Here is a 14,781-nt window from a genome sequence, read left to right as displayed (position 1 = left end):
ATGGATCTTGGACTGAAGGACCGGGTGTACGTCGTCACGGGGGCCACCCGCGGCCTGGGAAACGCTGCGGCGCGTGAGCTGGTGGCCGACGGGGCGAAGGTCGTCCTGACCGGGCGGGACGAGGAGCGAACCGGCGCGGCCGCCGCCGAGCTGGGCGCGAACGCCGTCGGGGTGGCCGTCGACAACGCCGATCCGGAGGCGGCGGCCCGGCTGATCGCCGTCGCACGTGAGCACTTCGGTGGGTTCGACGGCATTCTCGTCAGCGTGGGCGGGCCGCCGGCGGGTTTCGTCGCCGACAACACGGACGAACAGTGGCAGGCCGCGTTCGAATCCGTGTTCCTGGGAGCGGTACGACTCGCGCGGGCGGCGGCAGCGGCACTCGAAGCCGGCGGGGTCATCGGATTCGTGCTGTCCGGTTCGGTTCACGAGCCGATCCCCGGGCTGACGATTTCCAATGGACTGCGCCCCGGGCTCGCCGGATTCGCCAAGTCCCTCGCCGATGAGCTGGGGCCACGGGGCATTCGGGTGGTGGGGCTGCTTCCCGCGCGTATCGACACGGATCGGGTGCGGGAGCTGGACGGCATGTCCGCCGACCCCGAGGCGACCCGGGCGGCGAACGAGTCCCGTATTCCGCTGCGGCGGTACGGCGCTCCGGAGGAGTTCGGACGTGCGGCGGCATTTCTTCTGTCGCCTGCCGCTTCCTATTTGACGGGAATCATGTTGCCCGTCGACGGCGGAATGCGGCACGGTTTCTGAAAGGCCGCTCGACGCACGGTCAACTCACCCTTTCCGCACGGTGCTTGACGCCCTTCATACGGACCTCGGTCGGCAATTCCGCCAAGCCCGCTGAATTACGGGCGTGCGCGAGCGCCTCGGCGGTGAGGTAGTTCAGGGCCGTCCCGGGATCCACGTGCGGCTCCAGCAGGAGCCGTACCCGGGCCGCGGGCGTGCTGCGGCGGCCCGTCAGGTGGACGTGGGCGCGCTGGACGCCCTCCAGCCCCGCCGCCTCGCTCGCCAGTACGCCCTCCAGGGCCCGGCCCCGCAGCAGCGCGCCCTCGCCGTCGCCCGTGTCGACCAGGACCTCGGCGAGCCGGCGCCGGCGCAGGTTGGCGGTGATCCACCACAGGGCGAGCAGGACCAGGACGGCCAGCACGGCGATGACCGTCGGCCACCACCAGCCGTCGTCCCGCCAGCGCGTCCGCTCGGCGTCGCTGAGCAGGACGTCGTGCCGGCTGTCGTGGATCCACCAGGACGGGGGTTCCAGCCCGAGTCCGACGGCCAGTACGGAACCGCCGATCACGAGCAGCACCAGTCCGACGATCCCGATCAGCACCCGGTTGACCACCCTGAGCACGGCCCTCACCCCTTCCGTCCCGGCCGGCGGACATGCACCGACAGCGCGGGCGGGCGGGACAGGCCCAGGCCCCTGATGGCGTCGGCGAGTGTGGTGTCCAGGTCGGCGCGTACGTCGTCCAGCTCGCGGAAGTGGGCGACCGCGCGGACGTCGGCCCGTTTGCGGCCCATCCGTACCCGTACCGACTGGACACCGGAGACCTCCATGGCCCGGTCGCGCAGGACGAGGGCGGCCAGGTCGCGGTGGAGGCCGGCGCGGACGTCGGGGTGGGTGCGCCGCATCGGCAGCACGGAGCGCAGGCCCGGCGTGGTGGCCAGGACGAGCAGCCAGAGCCCGAGGACGGCGGCGACGCCCGCGCCGACGAGCACCCAGGTGTCGTCGAGGGGGCGCTCGGCGAGTTGGCGGGCCAGTTCCCGGCGCCAGCGCATGGCGGGCCGGTCGGCGCGCACGGAGGCGATGTCGTACAGGAAGAAGCCGGCGACGAGGAAGAGCAGGAGTGCCGTGACCGCGGCCGGGATCCGGCGCGCCGACCAGAAGCGGCCGTCGCCGTCGCCCTCGCCGTCGGCTGCGGGCGGGGGCCGGTAGTCCGCCGCCGACGCCGACTGGTCCAGCGGGTCGGGTGCGGTGTCCTTCTCGATGACCGGCAGTTGTCGTGTGGTGCCCTCGGAGCCCTGGGACTCGCTCATCGCGTCCTCCCCTGTGCCGTGCCCTGCACGGGCGCCGGGTGCAGCCGCTCCACGTGCACGACGACCTCCGGAACCTCCATGCCCACCAACGCGCCTACCCGCTCGGCGACATGCCGACGCACCGCCGAGCACCGGGCGCCGATGTCGGTGGGGTACTCCAGCTCGACATGGATACGGACCCGGGCGGTCTCATGGGCGACGACGACATTGGCGTACGGCCGGGCGGCGTCCCCGGCCGGTTTGCCCACCACCTCGCGTGCGGCCTCGGAAGCGATCTTCACGACGACCCGGTCGGCGATCCGCGTCGCCCCGCGCTCACCGGGCGGGACGGCGGCCGGCGGCTTGCGGAGCTCCACGGCCCCGCCGCTCACGGATGTCACCGCCGTTCGCGCCGGCTGTCACGCGGGCGGAAGAAGTCGCCGAGCTCGTAGTCCCCCTCCACGAACCGTCCGACGACGAACCCGGCGGCGCCCAGCGCCGCCACCAGCAGGAAGGCGCCGAATCCGCCGAAGTACCCGGCGAAGCCCAGCGCCATGCCGGCGATCATGCCGACGACGGCCATGCTCATGGTGCCCTCCGATCTGTTGTCGGTACCGCAGATGCCGCACGGATCCGGATCTCACTGGATCCGCGGTTCCGACTCCTCCTCCTCTTCCTCGGGCAGCTTCACATCACTCACCGCGATGTTTACCTCGACGACCTCAAGGCCGGTCATCCGCTCCACGGCGGCGATCACGTTCTCCCGTACGGCCCGTGCCACGTCGGCGATCGACACGCCGTATTCGACGACGATCTCCAGGTCGAGCGCGGTCTGCACCTCGCCGACCTCTGCCTTGACCCCACGGGTCACGGACTTCGACGTGCCGGGCACGCGTTCCCGTACCGCCCCGAAGGTGCGGCTGATCCCGCTGCCCATCGCGTGCACGCCGACCACATCACGCGCCGCCAGTCCGGCGATCTTCTCCACCACACCGTCGGCGATGGAGGTCCGCCCGCGGGTCGCCGGGTCCCCACCGCCGCGCTTGGTCGCCTTGCGAGTCGACGGCGGCGACATCTCTTCCTCAGGGTGCTGCGTCCGGTTCTGGTCCATGTCGGTCATCGCCGTATGTCCCTCTCGGTTTGTGTCCCCTTCGACCACGGTAAGCGCGGTTACGCCCCTGCGCGCCACGGATGCGGCAGGCTGGAGGAATGACGACAACGGACCGGACGACGGACCGGTGGACGCGGGCGGTCAGGGATCAAGTGGGGCTCGGCAGGCTGCTGCCGCTGGGCGGCGTGCGAGACGGCGCGTGGATCTCCGAGCAGGCGGCCGCGGCGGTACTGCGGCACGCGGCCCAGGGCATGCGCGGCGTGCGCCTGGGCGTGCTCCGGATCGGGCTCGCCGACCCCGAGGACGTGCACGAGCCCGCCGTACCACCCCCGCCGAGCGCCCTGCCGCCGGGCCCGCTCCGGGTGACGGCGGACTTCGCGGCGACAGCGGCCGAGCCGCTGCCGACGACGGCGGAACGGCTGCGCGGACTGCTGGCCACCACATCGACGGACCGCCTCGGCCTGACGGTGACCGAGGTGGACCTACGCGTGACGGCCCTGCTCGACGAGGACGCCGAACCCGTTCCCGTACGGCAGCCGGAGCCGGCGCGGGCGGCGAAGCCGGGCGACCCCGACGAGGAGCGTGCCGCAGCCGCCGCCCTGGCGACTGCGGGTGTCACCCGGCTGACGGGCACCCTGGGCGGGTTGGGGCATGCGGTGCACATCGAACGACGGCAGACCGGGGCCGCCCTGCCGCACCGGTATGTGCGCGTGGAGATCGCGGTGAGCGCCGACCACCGGGCCGTGGACGTGGCCCGGGAGGTCCGCGAGAGGGTGCGCGAGGCCCTGGCGGATCATCCGACGGTGGCGGTACTGGTGACGGCCGTCAGCTGATCAGCGCATGGTTCAGCGGCCCATCCGGCTCACTCGCCGAGACCGGCCAGGTCCCGCAGCCGTCGCGCCTGCGCGGCCCGCTCGGCGCCGCGCTGCTCGTCGTACGTGCGATCCACGGCACCACGAATCAGCGCCTTGGTCTCGATCACGGCATCCCGCGGCGCGGCCGCGATGGCCCCCGCCAGATCCCGTACGGCGTCGTCGAGCTGGTCGGCGGGCACCGCGAGGTTGGCGAGCCCGCTGCTCACGGCCTCCTCGGCCGACACGAACCGCCCGGTGACACAGATCTCCAGCGCACGGCCGTATCCGACCAGCCCGACCAGCGGATGCGTACCCGTCAGGTCCGGCACCAGCCCGAGGCTGGTCTCACGCATGGCGAACTGCACGTCGTCGGCGACGACGCGCACGTCACAGGCGAGCGCGAGCTGGAAGCCCGCCCCGATGGCATGGCCCTGCACGGCGGCGATGGACACGATGTCGTTGCGCCGCCACCAGGTGAAGCCCTCCTGGAACTCGGCGATGGCAGCGTCGAGTTCACCGTCGCTGCTGCGCGCGAGGTCGATGAAGGAGGGCTCGCCCTCGATCCCGTCCGGCGTGAACATCTGCCGGTCGAGCCCGGCGGAGAAGGACTTGCCCTCACCGCGCAGCACGACGACGCGCACGCTGCCCGGCAGTGAACGTCCGGCCTCGCCGAGCGTCCGCCACATGGCGGGGCTCTGCGCATTGCGCTTGGCCGGGTTGGTCAGCGTCACCGTGGCGATCACGCCGTCGACGGTGAGCCGTACGCCGTTCTTGTCGAGCAGGGGAGCGAGTTCCTGGTCGGGCGAAGCCATGGGGTGCCTCCGATGCGTGCCGTCATCATGGGATGCCCTGAGGGCACCCTCTAAGTGACTGCACAGTAACCACCCGGCCAGTCAGCCGACCGACCGGGTGGCCACCATCGAAGCCGATGGGCCGCCCGGGCTCAGGACGATGCGGCCTTTTTGCCCCGCGTCGCCCCGCCACGCCCACGAAGCGTGACGCCCGATTCACTGAGCATCCGGTGTACGAAGCCATACGAGCGACCGGTTTCCTCGGCCAGCGCCCGAATGCTCGCACCGGAGTCGTACTTCTTCTTCAGGTCTGCCGCGAGCTTGTCGCGCGCGGCGCCGGTTACCCGGCTGCCCTTCTTCAGAGTCTCGGCCACCCGTGCCTCCTCATGGGAAGTGCGCTCTGGTCTCCTCATGATCACCCCTCCGGGCCTTCATGGCCACCCATTCGGCAAGGTCCGTGAGACATGGTTTTGACGACAGGAGCACATCCCCACATGTGGAATCCGCAATTCCGCTGAGTTGCGTCCGTACGGCCGAACGGGTTCTTTCGCGAAGTGCCAGGTCAGGGACGCGGGACGGCCGAGCCCTTGTCGATAAAGGACTCGGCCGTGAAATTGATGTAGTACACACCTCGGTACGAGGAGATCTCACACAGATGATGGATCACCGATGGGCCGAATGATCCATACGCCGGTGATCACGTATTCGATCAAGCGAGGGCGACGAGATCCGCGTAGTCGGCGCCCCACAGGTCCTCGATACCGTCCGGAAGCAGAATGATCCGCTCCGGCTGGAGCGCCTCGACGGCGCCCTCGTCGTGGGTGACGAGCACGACCGCGCCCTTGTAGGTGCGCAGCGCGCCGAGGATCTCCTCGCGGCTGGCCGGGTCGAGGTTGTTGGTGGGCTCGTCGAGCAGCAGGACGTTCGCCGACGAGACGACGAGCGTGGCGAGGGCCAGACGGGTCTTCTCGCCGCCGGAGAGGACCCCGGCGGGCTTGTCGACGTCGTCGCCGGAGAACAGGAACGAGCCGAGCACCTTGCGGACCTCGACGAGGTCCATGTCGGGGGCGGCCGAGCGCATGTTCTCCAGGACGGTGCGGTCCGGGTCGAGGGTCTCGTGCTCCTGGGCGTAGTAGCCGAGCTTGAGGCCGTGGCCCTCGATGACCTCGCCGGTGTCGGGCTTCTCGGCTCCGCCGAGGAGGCGGAGCAGGGTGGTCTTGCCGGCGCCGTTGAGGCCGAGGATGACGACCCTGGAGCCCTTGTCGATGGCCAGGTCGACGTCGGTGAAGATCTCCAGGGAGCCGTACGACTTCGACAGGCCCTCGGCGGTGAGCGGGGTCTTGCCGCAGGGCGCGGGCTCCGGGAAGCGGAGCTTGGCGACCTTGTCGGAGACACGGACCGCGTCGAGGCCGGCGAGCAGCCGGTCGGCGCGCTTGGCCATGTTCTGCGCGGCGACGGTCTTGGTGGCCTTGGCACGCATCTTGTCGGCCTGGGCGTTGAGCGCGGCGGCCTTCTTCTCTGCGTTCTGCCGCTCGCGCTTGCGGCGCTTCTCGTCGGCCTCGCGCTGCTGCTGGTAGAGCTTCCAGCCCATGTTGTAGACGTCGATCTGGGCACGGTTGGCGTCCAGGTAGAACACCTTGTTCACGACCGTCTCGACCAGGTCGACGTCGTGGGAGATCACGATGAAGCCGCCGCGGTAGGTCTTGAGGTAGTCGCGCAGCCAGACGATCGAGTCCGCGTCCAGGTGGTTGGTCGGCTCGTCGAGCAGCAGGGTGTCCGCGTCGGAGAACAGGATCCGGGCGAGCTCGATACGGCGGCGCTGACCGCCGGAGAGGGTGTGCAGCGGCTGGCCGAGCACCCGGTCGGGCAGATTGAGCGCGGCGGCGATGGTGGCGGCCTCGGCCTCGGCGGCGTATCCGCCCTTGGTGAGGAACTCCGTCTCCTGGCGCTCGTACTGCCTGAGGGCCTTCTCGCGAGTGGCGCCCTGGCCGTTGGCGATGCGCTGTTCGTTCTCGCGCATCTTGCGGATCAGTACGTCCAGACCGCGCGCGGACAGGACGCGGTCACGGGCGAGCACGTCGAGGTCGCCGGTGCGGGGGTCCTGCGGGAGGTAGCCGACCTCGCCGGAGCGGGTGATGCTGCCGCCGGCGGGGATGCCCTCGCCGGCGAGGCACTTGGTGAGGGTCGTCTTGCCGGCGCCGTTGCGGCCGACGAGGCCGATGCGGTCACCCTTGGCGACACGGAAGGTCGCGGACTCGATGAGGACGCGTGCACCGGCGCGCAGCTCGATACCGGAGGCGGAGATCACGGACAGACTCCAGGGCGGGGATGGGTGGCGGGATGGGCGGCTGAGGACGTTCCCGCCGTCTAATGCGCGAGGAGAATGGCCATGAGGCCAAGTCTAACGGGGCCGTGCAACCACTTTTTCTGGGATCGGGTGTTCGGACCGGAGCCGGCCGCCTTCGTCGCGGACCTGGTTGCCGAGCGGTCTGCGGTGCGGGGTGATCCGGCCCAGGTCGTCCAGGGCGATGAGCTGGGCGGTCCGGGCCGCGTGGGGGCAGGGCCGGGCGACGAGGAGCGCCCTGCCGTGATGTACGGCACGTTCGGGCCGGAAGGCGCAGCCCTCGCGCGCGGGCAGCACCCGGCGCAGGTCGCCGTCGGCGATCCGGTACGCGGTGACGCGGGGCGGCGTCACGACCGCGAGGATGCGGCGGCCGAGGGGTGCAGGACGCCGATGCCGCCGTGAGCCGCCAGCCAGGCGCGGGCGACTCCACTCGGCCTCTCCCCCCGGTTCGGCCCTCCGCCCGGGCGCGGTACCTCGTCTCACGGGCCGTTGTCAGTGGCCGCTGCAAGACTGGGCGGCGGGTGGAATTCCCGGCCGGCGGCGGCGATTGATCACATGGGTCACAAAGGAGTGATCGGCATGGCAGGCACGAGCGGTGGGCGTCCCAGCATCTACCCGACGCTGCTGTACGCGGACGCGAAGGCGGCGGCCAGGCAGCTCACGGAGGCCTTCGGGTTCACGGAGCTGGCGGTGTACGAGAGCGAGGACGGCAAGGTGGCGCACGCCGAGCTGGCACAGGGCAACGGCGCGGTGATGCTCGGCTCGAAGGGCACCGGAAGCGCCTTCGACAAGGTGATGGAGGACGCGGGCACGACCGGGGTGTACGTCGTCGTGGACGACGTCGACGCACACCACCGGCGGGCCGTGGAGCACGGCGCGGAGATCCTGATGCCCCCGACGGACCAGGACTACGGCTCGCGGGACTACATGGCCCGGGACATCGAGGGCAATGTGTGGAGCTTCGGCACCTACGCCCCCGAGATCAGGGGCTGACGCCGGTCCCGGTCAGCTCCCCCCGGTGTGCACCTGGAAGGCGGCGCGGCGTACGGCCTTCGCGAGGGCGGGGTCGGGGTGGGCGGCGGCGAGCGCGACCAGGACCTGCACGGTGCGGGGGTGACCGACGGCGCGCACCTCGTCGAGGAGCGCGGGGACGGTGGGCTGGAGCGCGGACGCCAGGTGCCGTACGAGCATCGGGGCCTCGCCGTGGTCGGCGACGGCGGCGGCGGTGTCGACCCACAGCCAGGTGGCCTCTTCGCGGGTGAGCACCTCGTGGGCGTCCTCGGGGTCGACGCCGTCGTGCTCGGCGAGCCACAGCAGGGCGTACGGCCGCAGGGTCGGCTCGTCGAGGACGGCGCGTACGTCGGGCTCGGCGGGGGCGCCGACGACGCGCAGCGCCTCGAAGGCGAGGCCGCGCAGCAGGGCGTCATCGCCGCGGGCGGCGCCGAGGAGTTCGGTGACGGCGCTGCCGACGGGGCGGGCGGCGAGCCAGGCGCGGTACTCGTCGCGGGCGGCGTTGGGGCGCAGCTGGGCGCAGCCGCGGAGCATGTCCTCGGCCGCCTGCTCGATGTTCCCGGCGGGGCTCTGGGCGGCGACGCAGATCTGCTCCAGCTTGACCCAGACCGCCCAGCTGCCGAGCGGGGTGAGCGTGGCCTGTCCGTCGCCGCAGGTGAGGGCGCCCACGGAGGCGAGGGCGTGCAGGGCCCAGTCGAGGAGCGGGGCGAGGGGTGTGTCCTCGGCGGCCGGAGCGGCGTCGGCGACCGGCTCGGGCTGCGGGCCGTAGGCGATCTCGCAGCGCTCGGTGCGCAGCTCGGTGACGCGCTGCTCCAGCAGGTCCAGGAGCTGCTCGACGGGGACGGGCCCGGCGGACAGCTGGAGGAAGGAGAGCACCTGGGGCAGGGCCGAGACGACGTCGGCGACGGCGCCGTGCTCAAGGTCGTCGGGCTCCGGGTGGGCGAGCGACCAGGCGTCGAAGAGCGCGACCCAGCCGCGCAGTACGGCACTGTCGTCGCGGTCCCAGGCACGCAGCCGCCAGCCGGGCCGGGCGGTGTCGCCGTGCACCTCGACAAGACCGGCGAGCCGGGCGGTGTCCCAGTCGGCGCGCACCTGAGCCACGGTCAGGCCCAGTTCGCTCGCCGCCCGTTCGGCGGTCGCGTCGGAGAGGGTGCCCTTGCCGTCGTCGCCGGCGCCGTCGCGGCCGGGGCGCAGGGCGGCGTCGGCCCAGTGCGCGACGCGGGCCGCGGCGGCCAGACCGGAGCGAGCCATTCTGGCCAGCTCGGCCCGGGCCGGTGTGCCCTCCGGAGGGCGGGGTACGGGGCGGCGCGGGCGCCGCTGGTTCACGGCTCTGGGGGCGGCGGCCAGGGGTCGCGGGCGGACGAGTCGAAGCCTGGAGTCGCGCGGGATACGGGACGTCACGGGTGCAGTCTTCCGGTTGACGGTCCGAAAACCCAAACGGAATGTCACGAGGGGCGACGGGGATGGCCAACGCACGGGGTCCTGCGAGCGGTGAGGCACCCATAACAGGCCAGTGGTACGGGCTTAAACGGAACCTGTGGCACCGGTGCGGGAGGGGCGTGGAACCCAGGGGGCGAACGGGCCGGGGCCGACGGCACAAGGGATACCGGAGGCCGACGGGCGTCACATGAGCGGGGTCATGAAGCGGCGCAGGGCCTCTTCGTACGCCTCGGGGTCGGCGTTCCACATGGCGCCGTGGGGGGCGTTCTTCACCGTGTTGAGGGCCACCAGGTTGGGGTGGGCCTCGGCCAGGCGGCGGGACAGGCTCCAGGGGGCGACCCTGTCGTCGGGGCCGTGGAAGATGAGCGTCGGCACTCCGAGGATGTCGGTGGCGCCGGTTTCGGTGACGCGGTCGGTGTCCAGGCCGGTGCGGCCCTGGGCCGCGCGGACCGCGAGCGGCAGCAGCGCGCTCGGTGTGTGACGGGCCCGGGCGAGGGCGCGCAGGGTGGCCTCCCAGCTGAGCACCGGGGAGTCCAGGACGAGACCGGAGACGCGGTCCCGCAGCCCGGAGTGCGCGGCGGCCCGCAGCGCCATCGTCGCGCCGGTGGACCAGCCGAGCAGGACGAGCTGCTCGGCTCCGTACCGCACGGCGTAGCGCATCGCCGCGTCCAGGTCGCGCCACTCGGTCTCGCCCAGGTGGTTCAGGCCGTCCGGCGGGCGGGGTGCGCCGAGGTCGCCGCGGTAGGAGAGGGCGAGTACCGGGAAGTGGCGTCGGTTGAGGAACTCCATGACGTTCAGGGCGTGTTCGCGGGTGGTGCCGAGGCCGTGCACCGCGATGACCCAGGTGTCCCGCGTGGCCGGCACGAACCAGGCGGGCAGGGCGCCGAGTTCGCCGGGGATGTCGATGTCGGCGTGGTCGAGTCCGAGGGCGGCGCTCGGGTTGCCGACGTACACGTTCGGGGTGAGCCAGACGCTGTCGCCGGGTTGGAGTGTGCCGTGGGTGACGCGCTCCAGGCGGCGTACGACGGTGTCGGCGGAGTGGTTCGCCGTGGTGAGGACGGGGCCGATGACCGCGTGCGAGCCGTCGCCGGAGAGGCCGTAGGTGCCGGGGCGCAGGGACGCGAGGTCGCGGGTCAGCGCGATCTGGCCGGCGGCCGTGGCGTGCACGGTGAGCCGGGGTTCGGTGGGCAGGGGTTTCCCGGGCGGCGCCGACAACGCGGCCCCGCTGGCGAACCGCCCGGCGGCGACGCTTGCGGCGCCGGCGGCGAGAGCCACGGTGACGGCGGCGGCCGTCGCTTTGACAGTGCGCACGACTCCAGTGTCCGGGCGGAGAGGGGGACCGGCCAGTGGGAGGACGGCTTGGGGTGAGGAGCGGCGGGGGGTGCGAGGCGGTGTAGGGAGCGCAGCGGTGTGGGGTGCGGAGCAGTGTGGGGTGCGAAGCGGTGTGAGGTGCGAAGCGGTGTAGGGGGTGCGGAGCAGTGTGAGGTGCGGAGCAGTGTGAGGTGCGGAGCAGTGTGAGGTGCGGAGCAGTGTGAGGTGCGGAGCAGTGTGAGGTGCGGAGCAGTGTGAGGTGCGAAGCGGTGTAGGGGGTGCGGAGCAGTGTGGGGTGCGGTGGGGGTCGGTTCGTGGGGCGCCCGCCGCTGACGGCTTCCCGTCCGCGGGTTTCTCGCCCCCGCCGCCCCTACCCGTCCCATCCCCAGGGGCGCCGCCCCTTCGGCCCCGTCAGGGGCTCCGCCCCTGGACCCCGCTGGGGCTGCCGCCCCAGGCCCCGCTCCGGCCCCGAAAGGGCCTTGTCCTCAAACGCCGGACGGGCTGAGTGATGTGGGCCGGCGCCGAGAGGGTGCCGCCGTACAGCCCATGGAACCGCAGGCCCCACAAGCACCCCCACCGCACAGCGTCAGGCCTCCGCGGACATCCCCCGGCCCGACCCCCGGAGGCATCCCCCATCCCCATCGCCGGAGGCAACCGCCACCCCGTCGGAAGCAACCGTCACCCCCCACCGCCGGAGGCAACCGTCACCCCGCCGGAGGCAACCGTCACCCCCGCTGCCGCAGGCGACCGTCACCCCCGCTGCCCATACCCCCGCAACCGCTCCGCCGCCTCCCCCACCTGTCCCTCCGACAGCAGCGTCGGTGCGAGTCCCGGCACGGAGGATGCCGTGAGCCACAGGTGGCACATCCACTCCAGTTGGGCTGTGCGGTCGTAGGCCTGGTCCAGGGTTGTGCCGTAGGTGATCGTGCCGTGGTTCTGGAGGAGGCAGGCGGTGCGGTCGGTGAGTGCCTGGAGCATGTTCTCGGCCAACTCCCGCGTGCCGTACGTCGCATACGGGGCAACCCGGACGGGCCCACCGAGGGCGCCGGCCATGTAGTGGATCAGCGGAAGCTCGGGAACCAGGGTCGAGACGGCCGTCGCGTGGACCGCGTGAGTATGGACGACGGCACCGGCATCCGTGGCGCGGTAGACCGCGAGATGCATCGGCAGCTCACTGGTCGGCACCAGCGACCCCAGCACCTGACTGCCGTCGAGGTCGACCCCCGTCACGTCCTCCGGCGTCAGCCGGTCGTACGGCACTCCCGACGGCGTGACCAGCACGGTGTCGCCGACCCGCACGGAAACGTTCCCGGACGTCCCGACGACCAGCCCGTCGGACACGGTGCGCCGAGCAGTCGCCACGAGCGTCTCCCACGCATCCGCCTCCTCGGGCCGCACGCCCCTGCCCCGCGGCTCCCCGAGATCCCCCGCTTCCCGTGCCCCCTCCCGCGCATCCCGTACATCCCGAACGTCCCGCTCGTCCCGCCGCTCGTCAGCCATGGGGCGATCCTGCCAGTCACACCCACCACACCCCCACCACGCCCTCAAGTCCCCGACCGGCCGAGGCACTTTAGGACGGAAGCACGACGTCCGGAAGGTCGCATATCCGGATACATCACCCTCTCTTCACTCTTGGCCGGAGATCGATCGGCATTCAACGATCTTCCAGTAATCTCTGGGAGATTTGTCGTGCACGACGCCATTCCGGGGGGAAATATGGCCCGTGATCACAAACCGTCCCGTCACCGCTCCCGCCTCATAGCGGCATCCGTGGCGGCACTCGCCCTGGGGGGAACCGCACTCGCCGAGATACCGGCTGCCGCGGCCGGCAAACCCAAAGGGCACGACGTCTCTTCCCATCAGAAGGACGTCAACTGGCAGAGCTCGAAGGCGAAAGGCGCCAGGTTCGTCTACGTCAAGGCGACCGAGTCCCACACCTACCGCAACCCGCACTTCAAGCAGCAGTACAACGGCTCCCGCAACGCGGGCCTGGTGCGCGGCGCGTACCACTTCGCACTGCCGGACAAGTCGTCCGGTACGACACAGGCCCGGCACTTCGTACGCAACGGCGGCGGCTGGACGTCGGACGGCTGGACCCTGCCGCCTGCGCTGGACATCGAGTACAACCCGTACAGCAAGCACAAGTGCTACGGACTGAGCAAGGCCAGGATGGTCAACTGGATCCAGTCCTTCAGCAACGAGGTGAAGCGGCTCACCGGCCGCCGCCCGGTGATCTACACGAACACGCACTGGTGGAACACCTGCACCGGCGCCAGCCGTGCCTTCGCCTCGAACCACGCGCTGTGGACAGCCCGCTACAACGCCTCGACCGCGGGCTCCCTGCCGGCCGGATGGCAGTTCTGGACCTTCTGGCAGTACGACAACGGCGGCAGCCTGCCGGGTGATCAGAATCTCTTCAACGGCTCCATGGCCCAGCTGAGGAAGTTCGCCCGAGGCTACTGAGCCTTGCGGCGTCCGGGTCGCGCGGCGATCACCGGAGCGGGAGCCCCCGATTCATAGGGGAAACCCTCCCTCCCGGACACCGTGCGGCCTGCCCCAGTTCACCTTCCGTTCATTCAGGTTACTTACGTTCGTCCGGCCAATGACCTCGAACGATTGCCTGGGTAAATGGAAAACTTCTCGCTGATCCTCGCGATTGTGGTGGTAACCGCACTCGCGTTCGATTTCACGAACGGTTTCCACGACACCGCCAACGCGATGGCCACCACCATCTCGACCGGTGCGCTCAAGCCCAAGGTCGCGGTGGCCATGTCCGCCGTGCTGAACCTTGTAGGCGCCTTTCTCTCCGTGGAGGTCGCCAACACGATCTCCAAGGGTCTCGTCGACGAGACCGGCATCCGTCCCGAGGTCATCTTCGCCGCGCTGGTCGGCGCGATCCTCTGGAATCTGCTGACCTGGCTGGTGGGTCTCCCCTCCAGTTCCTCGCACGCCCTGATGGGCGGCCTGATCGGCGCCACCGTCGCCTCGGCCGGTATCGGCGCGGTCCACGGCGACGCGCTCATCACCAAGGTGCTGATCCCGGCGATCGCCGCCCCGCTGGTCGCGGGCATCGCCGCGCTGCTCGCCACGCGCCTGACGTACACCCTCGGCAAGAAGGCCGACGGCAAGTCCGCCGCCAAGGGCTACCGGGCCGGCCAGATAGCCTCCGCCGGCCTTGTCTCCCTCGCCCACGGCACCAACGACGCGCAGAAGACGATGGGCATCATCACGCTCGCCCTGGTCGCCGGCGGCGCCGTCGCTCCCGACTCCGACCCGCCCATGTGGGTCATCCTCTCCGCGGGTCTGGCCATCGCGCTCGGCACCTACCTCGGCGGCTGGCGCATCATCCGCACCATGGGCAAGGGCCTGACCGACCTTCAGCCGCAGCAGGGCTTCGCCGCCCAGACCAGCGCCGCGACGGTCATCCTGGCCTCGTCCCACCTCGGCTTCTCCCTCTCCACCACGCACTCCGTCTCCGGTTCGGTGATGGGCGCCGGTCTCGGCCGCAAGGGCGGCGTCGTCCGCTGGTCGACGGCCACTCGGATGTTCGTCGCCTGGGGCCTGACCCTCCCGGCCGCCGCCCTGGTCGGCGCACTCGCCGAGTACGTGACGGGCTTCGGCACGTGGGGCACGGCCGTGGTCGCCGTCTTCCTGATCGCCTCCAGCGCGGCCATCTGGAAGATCTCCCGCCGCGAGGTCGTCGACCACACGAACGTCAACGAGAGCGACGAGGCGCCCGGCGTGGTCACCACCGCCATCGCCGCCGTGACCCCGCCGCCGGCGGGCACGACGAGCGAGGAGCTGTCGGCCACGATCCCGGCTCCGGCCGCCGAGCAGACGCCTTCCCAGGCCGCGGTCTGACCCCGCCCGGTTCCTCTCCCCCGGTACTCAAGGAAGCAG

The 14,781-nt window shown here is 71.4% G+C and carries 17 protein-coding genes; 5 read left to right on the top strand and 12 right to left on the bottom strand.

Annotated elements, in window-relative coordinates:
• On the top strand, positions 1-756 hold the full coding sequence (locus POF73_RS33720; RefSeq protein WP_272122852.1) for an SDR family oxidoreductase: 756 nt from the start codon (positions 1-3) through the stop codon (positions 754-756).
• Between the two features lie 19 nt (positions 757-775).
• Here POF73_RS33720 and amaP read toward each other — a convergent pair whose 3' ends face one another.
• The 5 genes from amaP to POF73_RS33695 are packed head-to-tail and all read right to left on the bottom strand — an operon-like array spanning position 776 to position 3,139.
• Positions 776-1,354 (bottom strand): alkaline shock response membrane anchor protein AmaP, encoded by a 579-nt coding sequence (amaP, locus tag POF73_RS33715; RefSeq protein ID WP_272122851.1) that lies wholly within the window; start codon positions 1,352-1,354, stop codon positions 776-778.
• 5 nt (positions 1,355-1,359) lie between these two features.
• Complete coding sequence (locus POF73_RS33710) at positions 1,360-2,040, bottom strand: DUF6286 domain-containing protein (RefSeq protein ID WP_272122850.1); 681 nt, start codon at positions 2,038-2,040, stop codon at positions 1,360-1,362.
• Entirely contained in the window at positions 2,037-2,420 is a 384-nt protein-coding gene (locus POF73_RS33705) for a hypothetical protein (protein ID WP_272122849.1), read from the bottom strand. Before POF73_RS33705 ends, POF73_RS33710 begins: the two co-directional genes overlap by 4 nt.
• Positions 2,417-2,608 carry a hypothetical protein gene (locus POF73_RS33700; protein WP_272122848.1) on the bottom strand — a complete coding sequence of 64 codons (192 nt, stop codon included), beginning with the start codon at positions 2,606-2,608 and terminating at the stop codon, positions 2,417-2,419. The genes POF73_RS33705 and POF73_RS33700 overlap by 4 nt, the downstream gene beginning before the upstream one ends.
• A 51-nt stretch (positions 2,609-2,659) precedes the next feature.
• Positions 2,660-3,139, bottom strand: coding sequence for an Asp23/Gls24 family envelope stress response protein (locus POF73_RS33695; RefSeq protein WP_272122847.1), 480 nt, complete (start codon positions 3,137-3,139; stop codon positions 2,660-2,662).
• 89 nt (positions 3,140-3,228) lie between these two features.
• Here POF73_RS33695 and POF73_RS33690 point away from each other — a divergent pair, with 89 nt between their 5' ends.
• Positions 3,229-3,963: a nucleopolyhedrovirus P10 family protein gene (locus tag POF73_RS33690; RefSeq protein WP_272122846.1), complete on the top strand. Its 735-nt coding sequence runs from the start codon at positions 3,229-3,231 to the stop codon at positions 3,961-3,963.
• 29 nt (positions 3,964-3,992) lie between these two features.
• On the opposite strand, the gene POF73_RS33685 is transcribed toward POF73_RS33690, so the two are convergent.
• The 4 genes from POF73_RS33685 to POF73_RS33670 form a co-directional block, all read right to left on the bottom strand.
• Positions 3,993-4,796, bottom strand: coding sequence for an enoyl-CoA hydratase/isomerase family protein (locus POF73_RS33685; protein ID WP_272122844.1), 804 nt, complete (start codon positions 4,794-4,796; stop codon positions 3,993-3,995).
• A gap of 131 nt (positions 4,797-4,927) precedes the next feature.
• Positions 4,928-5,149 (bottom strand): helix-turn-helix domain-containing protein, encoded by a 222-nt coding sequence (locus POF73_RS33680; RefSeq protein WP_004002281.1) that lies wholly within the window; start codon positions 5,147-5,149, stop codon positions 4,928-4,930.
• Between the two features lie 335 nt (positions 5,150-5,484).
• Positions 5,485-7,083, bottom strand: a complete 1,599-nt coding sequence (locus POF73_RS33675) for an ABC-F family ATP-binding cassette domain-containing protein (protein ID WP_272122843.1) — start codon at positions 7,081-7,083, stop codon at positions 5,485-5,487.
• 93 nt (positions 7,084-7,176) lie between these two features.
• Complete coding sequence (locus POF73_RS33670; protein WP_272122842.1) at positions 7,177-7,470, bottom strand: hypothetical protein; 294 nt, start codon at positions 7,468-7,470, stop codon at positions 7,177-7,179.
• Between the two features lie 228 nt (positions 7,471-7,698).
• On the opposite strand from POF73_RS33670, the gene POF73_RS33665 reads away from it, so the two are divergent.
• Entirely contained in the window at positions 7,699-8,112 is a 414-nt protein-coding gene (locus tag POF73_RS33665; RefSeq protein ID WP_272122841.1) for a VOC family protein, read from the top strand.
• A gap of 12 nt (positions 8,113-8,124) precedes the next feature.
• Here the strand turns inward: POF73_RS33665 and POF73_RS33660 are convergent, their stop codons facing one another.
• The 3 genes from POF73_RS33660 to POF73_RS33650 form a co-directional block, all read right to left on the bottom strand.
• Positions 8,125-9,531 (bottom strand): hypothetical protein, encoded by a 1,407-nt coding sequence (locus POF73_RS33660; protein ID WP_272122840.1) that lies wholly within the window; start codon positions 9,529-9,531, stop codon positions 8,125-8,127.
• A 222-nt stretch (positions 9,532-9,753) separates the two neighbouring features.
• Positions 9,754-10,881 (bottom strand): alpha/beta hydrolase, encoded by a 1,128-nt coding sequence (locus POF73_RS33655; protein ID WP_272122839.1) that lies wholly within the window; start codon positions 10,879-10,881, stop codon positions 9,754-9,756.
• Between the two features lie 750 nt (positions 10,882-11,631).
• Complete coding sequence (locus POF73_RS33650) at positions 11,632-12,381, bottom strand: class II aldolase/adducin family protein (RefSeq protein WP_272122838.1); 750 nt, start codon at positions 12,379-12,381, stop codon at positions 11,632-11,634.
• A 216-nt stretch (positions 12,382-12,597) separates the two neighbouring features.
• On the opposite strand from POF73_RS33650, the gene POF73_RS33645 reads away from it, so the two are divergent.
• Both POF73_RS33645 and POF73_RS33640 read left to right on the top strand, forming a co-directional pair.
• Positions 12,598-13,344 carry a lysozyme gene (locus POF73_RS33645; protein ID WP_272122837.1) on the top strand — a complete coding sequence of 249 codons (747 nt, stop codon included), beginning with the start codon at positions 12,598-12,600 and terminating at the stop codon, positions 13,342-13,344.
• A gap of 165 nt (positions 13,345-13,509) precedes the next feature.
• A complete protein-coding gene (locus POF73_RS33640) occupies positions 13,510-14,742 on the top strand; it encodes an inorganic phosphate transporter (protein ID WP_272122836.1) in 1,233 nt (410 codons plus the stop codon).
• Positions 14,743-14,781 lie beyond the last annotated feature (39 nt).

The organism is Streptomyces sp. HD, from assembly GCF_028369295.1.
Lineage (GTDB): Bacteria > Actinomycetota > Actinomycetes > Streptomycetales > Streptomycetaceae > Streptomyces.
Note: the sequence above shows the minus strand (reverse complement) of the source record. Positions and strands in the feature narration are given on the sequence as shown.

Coding starts and splice junctions, on each gene's coding strand:
- POF73_RS33645 (WP_272122837.1), top strand. CDS start 12,598: ATGGCCCGTGATCACAAACCGTCCCGTCACCGCTCCCGCCTCATAGCG.
- POF73_RS33695 (WP_272122847.1), bottom strand. CDS start 3,139: ATGACCGACATGGACCAGAACCGGACGCAGCACCCTGAGGAAGAGATG.
- POF73_RS33665 (WP_272122841.1), top strand. CDS start 7,699: ATGGCAGGCACGAGCGGTGGGCGTCCCAGCATCTACCCGACGCTGCTG.
- POF73_RS33720 (WP_272122852.1), top strand. CDS start 1: ATGGATCTTGGACTGAAGGACCGGGTGTACGTCGTCACGGGGGCCACC.
- POF73_RS33700 (WP_272122848.1), bottom strand. CDS start 2,608: ATGAGCATGGCCGTCGTCGGCATGATCGCCGGCATGGCGCTGGGCTTC.
- POF73_RS33690 (WP_272122846.1), top strand. CDS start 3,229: ATGACGACAACGGACCGGACGACGGACCGGTGGACGCGGGCGGTCAGG.
- POF73_RS33710 (WP_272122850.1), bottom strand. CDS start 2,040: ATGAGCGAGTCCCAGGGCTCCGAGGGCACCACACGACAACTGCCGGTC.
- POF73_RS33650 (WP_272122838.1), bottom strand. CDS start 12,381: ATGGCTGACGAGCGGCGGGACGAGCGGGACGTTCGGGATGTACGGGAT.
- POF73_RS33685 (WP_272122844.1), bottom strand. CDS start 4,796: ATGGCTTCGCCCGACCAGGAACTCGCTCCCCTGCTCGACAAGAACGGC.
- POF73_RS33640 (WP_272122836.1), top strand. CDS start 13,510: ATGGAAAACTTCTCGCTGATCCTCGCGATTGTGGTGGTAACCGCACTC.